The sequence below is a fragment of the Aquimarina megaterium XH134 genome (assembly GCF_000520975.1).
Classification (GTDB): domain Bacteria; phylum Bacteroidota; class Bacteroidia; order Flavobacteriales; family Flavobacteriaceae; genus Aquimarina; species Aquimarina megaterium.
The window spans coordinates 1-5,724 of the sequence record NZ_JACB01000103.1 but is presented as its reverse complement, the minus strand read 5'-3'; the positions used below and the strand labels follow the sequence as shown (position 1 = coordinate 5,724).

5 protein-coding genes are annotated in these 5,724 nt (G+C 33.8%); all 5 read right to left on the bottom strand.

Going from position 1 to position 5,724, the window contains the following annotated elements:
• On the bottom strand, positions 1-384 hold a 384-nt coding region (locus Z053_RS29525; RefSeq protein ID WP_160170158.1), incomplete at its 3' end, for a cadherin repeat domain-containing protein.
• Between the two features lie 292 nt (positions 385-676).
• Positions 677-2,206: a BspA family leucine-rich repeat surface protein gene (locus tag Z053_RS30600; protein WP_025668126.1), complete on the bottom strand. Its 1,530-nt coding sequence runs from the start codon at positions 2,204-2,206 to the stop codon at positions 677-679.
• 288 nt (positions 2,207-2,494) lie between these two features.
• Positions 2,495-4,207, bottom strand: coding sequence for a cadherin repeat domain-containing protein (locus Z053_RS0127190; protein ID WP_025668125.1), 1,713 nt, complete (start codon positions 4,205-4,207; stop codon positions 2,495-2,497).
• A gap of 96 nt (positions 4,208-4,303) precedes the next feature.
• Positions 4,304-4,774, bottom strand: a complete 471-nt coding sequence (locus Z053_RS0127185; RefSeq protein WP_025668124.1) for a sporulation protein — start codon at positions 4,772-4,774, stop codon at positions 4,304-4,306.
• A 40-nt stretch (positions 4,775-4,814) separates the two neighbouring features.
• Positions 4,815-5,690: an ion transporter gene (locus Z053_RS0127180; RefSeq protein ID WP_025668123.1), complete on the bottom strand. Its 876-nt coding sequence runs from the start codon at positions 5,688-5,690 to the stop codon at positions 4,815-4,817.
• Between the last annotated feature and the right edge of the window lie 34 nt (positions 5,691-5,724).

The following is a 5,724-nucleotide window of genomic DNA, read 5'->3' as shown; positions in this document are numbered from 1 at the left end:
AGAAATAGTAATCGCTGCACTAGCTTTATGTGTACCATCTGATACTTCTACGGTAATTGTATAGGTAGCATTTGTTTCAAAATCTAGTTTTTTACCCGCTACCAAACTTATTTCTCCTGCACCTGTCAACTCAAAAAGATCATTACTATTTTGAATAAGCTCGAAAGTAATCGAAGCTTGTTCTGGGTCTGTTGCTACTACAGTACCAATCACTACATCATCAGCAATATTTTCGGCTACAGTAAATGTTTGAGCACTAATCACTGGTGCTTTATTAATCACAGGTTGTGGTTGTGCGTCATCATCTTTACTACATCCAACAGATAATACAGCCATCATCAACATGGCCAATACACTTACTCTAATTTGTTTTCGTTTCTTCATTTGTACATTTTTTTTTGAGGCGCACGTCCAGGTTTCAAAAAAAGAAAACCTGAAGAGCTTACGTAATTTTGTTTCTAATAATTGATATTTTGATGCAAACCTAGCAAGATGTTTACCACGAAAAGAAGTTGTTTTGTATTCGCTATACACTGTTGGATATTCGCTACGGTTTATTTGATATCTGTAGTATTCAGATATTGAAGTGGTTTAAATATAGAGCATTCAAAACCTGATAAAAAAATAGGTTGTCTGATCAGACAACCTATCTTTTTTACAAATTTCCCTCAATTACCTATCTAGGACAACTACTATCACCAGTGAGTGTCCAGTTCTTATCGTTTATTAATGTACTTCTAGCTGCATATGCATCACAATAAACCAATCCTTCTACTCCAAAAGTAACATTGGATTGCAAATTTGGTAAAGCTGCCCATTTGGTAAGTAATGCATCATAATTTGCTATAGATATTTTTGTATTAGTAAGCATAGCTTCCATATTGGTTACTTTGCTTACATCCCAATTGCTTAAATTTCCGGTAAAAGAAGTAGCATTCCAGAACATCGCATACATATTGGTCACTTTACTTACATCCCAATTACTTAGATCACTATTAAAAGAACCAGCACGAGAAAACATCGCATACATATTGGTTACTTTACTTACATTCCAACTACTTAGGTCACTATTAAAAGAATTAGTATTAGCAAACATATTTTTCATATTTGTCACATTACTCACATCCCAATTGCTTAGGTCTGAGTTAAAAGATCTAGCAATAGAAAACATATATGCCATATTAGTAACCTTACTTACATCCCATGTACTTAGATCTCCATTAAAAGAAGTAGCATCATTAAACATATAATCCATATTAGTTACTTTACTTACATCCCAACTACTTAAATCTCCTGTAAAAGATGTAGCATGACTAAACATAGCTTCCATATTAGTTACATTACTTACATCCCAATTGCTTAGATCTCCATTAAAAGAAGTAGCACTTACAAACATATATTCCATACTAGTCACCTTAGAAAGATTAGGTACATCTGTAGCATTATATGTCATATTTTCACAACTACCAAAAGCGGAATCCAAAACTTCCCATACAATATCTCCCCATTGTTCTATGGTCTGTAGTTTATGAGCATCTTTTCCCGAGTTTATAGAGATACTAGGAAATTTTCCTGAAACTTTAACTGTATATGTATTGGGTGTTACGTAAGTATGACTAGGAAGCGTATTTTGGTTATTTTCAACAGTTCCATCTCCCCAATCTATAGTAAAATCATAGGTGAAATCTGTATTAATTCCAATAACAATCTCTTCATTAGCAGTAGTAGTTTTCCATGTAGTGATAAAGGCTTCTACTACATTTTCTACAGTAATCGTAATAGCTGCACTAGCTTTATGAGTGCCATCAGATACCTCTACAGTTAATGTATGCGAAGTAACGGTTTCGAAATCCAGTTTTTTATTAGCTACCAGGCTTAATTCTCCTGTATCGGTTAACTCAAAAAGAGCATCACTATTTTTGGTAAGTGTAAATGTAAGTGCTTTACTTTCTGGATCTGTGGCTGCTATTTTACCAACAACTATATCATCTGCAATATCTTCTGCTACAGTAAATGCTTGAGCACTAATCTCTGGTACTTTATTAACTTCTGCTGTTGGGGTTTCACCAGGAGTTCCTGCCTGAGGTTGTACATCATCGTCTTTACTACATCCAATAGACAATATTGCTATCATCGATAGTGCCAATACATTTACTTTTACTTGTTTTCGTTTCATCATTTTTGCATCACTTTTTTTGAGGTTCACTCTCGGTTTTTCTGTAGAGAAAATCTCAGAGCTTACGTAATTTTGTTTCTAATACTTGATATTTTGATACAAACCTAGAAAGATGATGATCACGAAAAGAAGTTGTTTTTTATTCGGTATATCCTGTTAGTTATTCGTTATGTTTTATTTGATATTTGATTATACGTAGTTACTAATATTATAAAAACTGATACTATAGTGAAACACTACTTAAATAAAGGTTGCCAAATAATGGCAACCTTTCCAGAAAAACACTTTTTTGAAGTATAAAATGACTCAAAAAAATAATTATTCATCAAATTTTATCACAGTAGTTTTATTTTCATTTACAGAATCCGAATATGCAACGTATGGTACGTTATTATCGACTACCAAACTTACAGATCTTGCTTCTGATACAGTATATCCAGCAGCATTTCCTATTTTTTGCCATTTATTTTCTTCAAATTTTACAACAGTAACCTCAGTACCTCCATCTATATATGCCACATAAGGGACATTATTATGAACCACTAAACTTTGATATCTTGCAGAACTTGTAGAAAAACCAGGGTTTCCTACTGTACTCCAAGCATTATTTTCATATTTCATCACTGTTGTTTTTCCGCCATTCGCATAATCTTTATACGCAATATATAGTATTCCATTATCAATTACCATACTTTGGTATTCTGCTCGTCCTGCTGATATTCCAGGGGTATTACCAACATTACTCCACTTTCCATCTTTAAAATGCATAACAGTAGTTTTATTTTCATTTTTCTGATCGGTATATGCTACATAAGGAATATTATTATCAATCACTAAACTTTGATAACTGGCAGAACCTGCAGAAAACCTTTCTTCACCTACATTTATCCATTTATCAGCTTCAAACTTCATTACTGTGGTTTTTCCGTCATTCCCATTCTGACTATAGGCTACATACGGCACTCCATTGTTAATAGCCAAACTTTGATGAGATGCTCTAACAGCAGAAAAACCGGCAACACCAACATTTTTCCATACTCCTCCTTCAAACTTCACCAAACTAGTTTTTCTTTCACTATTGTGATCACTATACGCCATATAAGGGATTCCATTATAGAATTTTAAACTTGGATGACCCGCTCCTCCTTTAGAAACCCCAGCTTCTGATCCAACATGTTTCCAACTACCATTTTCATACTTCATTACCATAGCCTTAAATTGATTACCAATATCACCATACGCAACATAAGGTATTCCATTAGAAATAGCCAGGCTATGTTCATAGGTTCTTCCTATCGAAAATCCTGCATTACCTACTATTTTCCAGCTAGTAGCTATATCTTTTAGTGTTATGTTTACAGCAGCGTTTTTTGATACTTCTCCACTCATTACTTTTACCACTGCTGTAACAGTAGTACGAGTTTCAAAATCAAATAAAGATGGATTTTTTACGTTTAATTCTCCTGTAGCACTATTAATACTTAAAGCGTCTGCGGGCTCTTGAGAAGTGATACTGAAAGTGACATCTCCTTCGCTCGCCGTTCCTGATACCACACCAATACTCTGTCCATCTTCTGGGTTCTCATTTATTTCTGTTTTGAAATCGGTTGTGGTTACAATGACTGCTGGTGGATCAGTTTCATCAACATCTGTAATTGCTATCGTAATTTTGGCATCCTTTGAAATTGTACCACTTTTTACGGTAACTACCCCAATAATTGAAGTACGAGCTTCAAAATCAAATAGTGACACTTCTTTCACTTTTAATTCTCCTGTCTTAGCATCAATAGACATCGCATTTTTAGGATCCTGACTGGTCAGAGTAAAAGACACCTCCCCTTGGCTAGCTTTTCCGGTTACTTTCCCTAAATTTTGTCCTGCCGTTGGGTTTTCATCTATGGTTGCAGTAAAATCAGTTGTTGTCACTATGATTGGCGCAACATTTTCGTCATCACTTTTACATCCTGTTACTATTATGGCTATTATAAATAAAGCCAACACACTTACCTTAATTTGTTTTTGTTTCTTCATTTGTATATTAATTTATCAAGATTACGCTCTGATCAAAAAACCAGAGGAGTATCCCCAATTTTGTTTTTAATAATTGATATTTTGATGCAACTATTTCTAGGTTAATTTAATATCCTTTTTATCCGAAGGATCAAGAATAGCTGCTTTTACATCTACATTAGCCTCTACCATATATTTTGATTTTTCGTTAGATGCGAACTTGCTCATCTTTCCAATTGCGCCAAGAGTTCCTCCTTTTTCTGCTAATGAATCTGCTTTAGACTTTAACAACTTAAATGGTAAAACAAAAGGGATTTCTTTTACCTCCCCTGGTTTAATAGCATAAGTCTCAGTAAACTTAACCACACCCAAATCAAAAGATTCTGTACTCGCATTATCTCCTCGCCCACTTGTAAACTCCTCTACAAATTTGATTTCGACTTCGATAATTTCTTGTTCGCTTTTGGTGGTTAACACCACCTTACCTTCTACTTGTTCACTCTCTTTAGCAACATGTCCCGGAATTTGTAGGGTTACTTTTACTCCTCCAATACCTAGTTTATTCTTTACTTTATCAAAAAATCCCATTTTTATTAGTTTTTATTTAATTATTGAATCCCATTTACTTTTAAATTTCATCATCTTTTTGTTGAATTTTATAGAGCACCAGTAGTTCTTGTAGTTCATATATTTTGCTTTCTACATCTTCGATACTTGTATCTTTTTCTCCAGATTGCACTTGACTTTCGAGTAGCATTTCATTTTTAGCATCGTCCATACCATTCATAATAACTCCTATAAATAAGTTTAAGAAAATCATGGTACCGATAAGGACAAATGACACGAAGTAAGTAACCGAGAGTACTAAAGACCCCTTTGAATTTATACAAAGGTTCATATTACCATCATACCCATAATTCTCGCACCCAAACATATTGATGTACATAATATCTGTCCAATCCTCTAATGTTACCACCCTAAATAAGGATAGCATTGATCTTTGTAAATCCTGAAAATGTATGGGGTCATTTTCTGAAAAGAAGAATACACCCGCTACAGCGTAGATATAAAAAAGCAACAATAATAAGATAGAAACATATCCCATAGATGGTATACTTTTTAATAGTGCTCCTACCAACATTTGAAGTTTTGGTAATGCTTTTATAAGTTTTAAAACTCTTAATAAGCGTAGTAAACGTAATATGGCTATAGAACTTCCTCCAAAAGGGAGAAATGCAGCTGCTACAATGATAAAATCAAAAACATTCCATCCATCTGTAAAATAAAGCCAGGGTTTTCTTCCTTCTGCAATGACTTTAACAACGATTTCTATAATAAAAACTCCTAAAATTATTTCATTTAATACCTCTAATACAATTTCATGCTCTGAAGAAAATCTGGGATACGTAGCAATCCCAACCAGAACACCTGCAACTAAAATTGCAATGGTGACCAGGTTTTGAAACCATTTACTTGCACTTATTGATTTACAAAAATTTACCATAAAAGTTTTATTTAACCCGCTTTATGTATTAGAA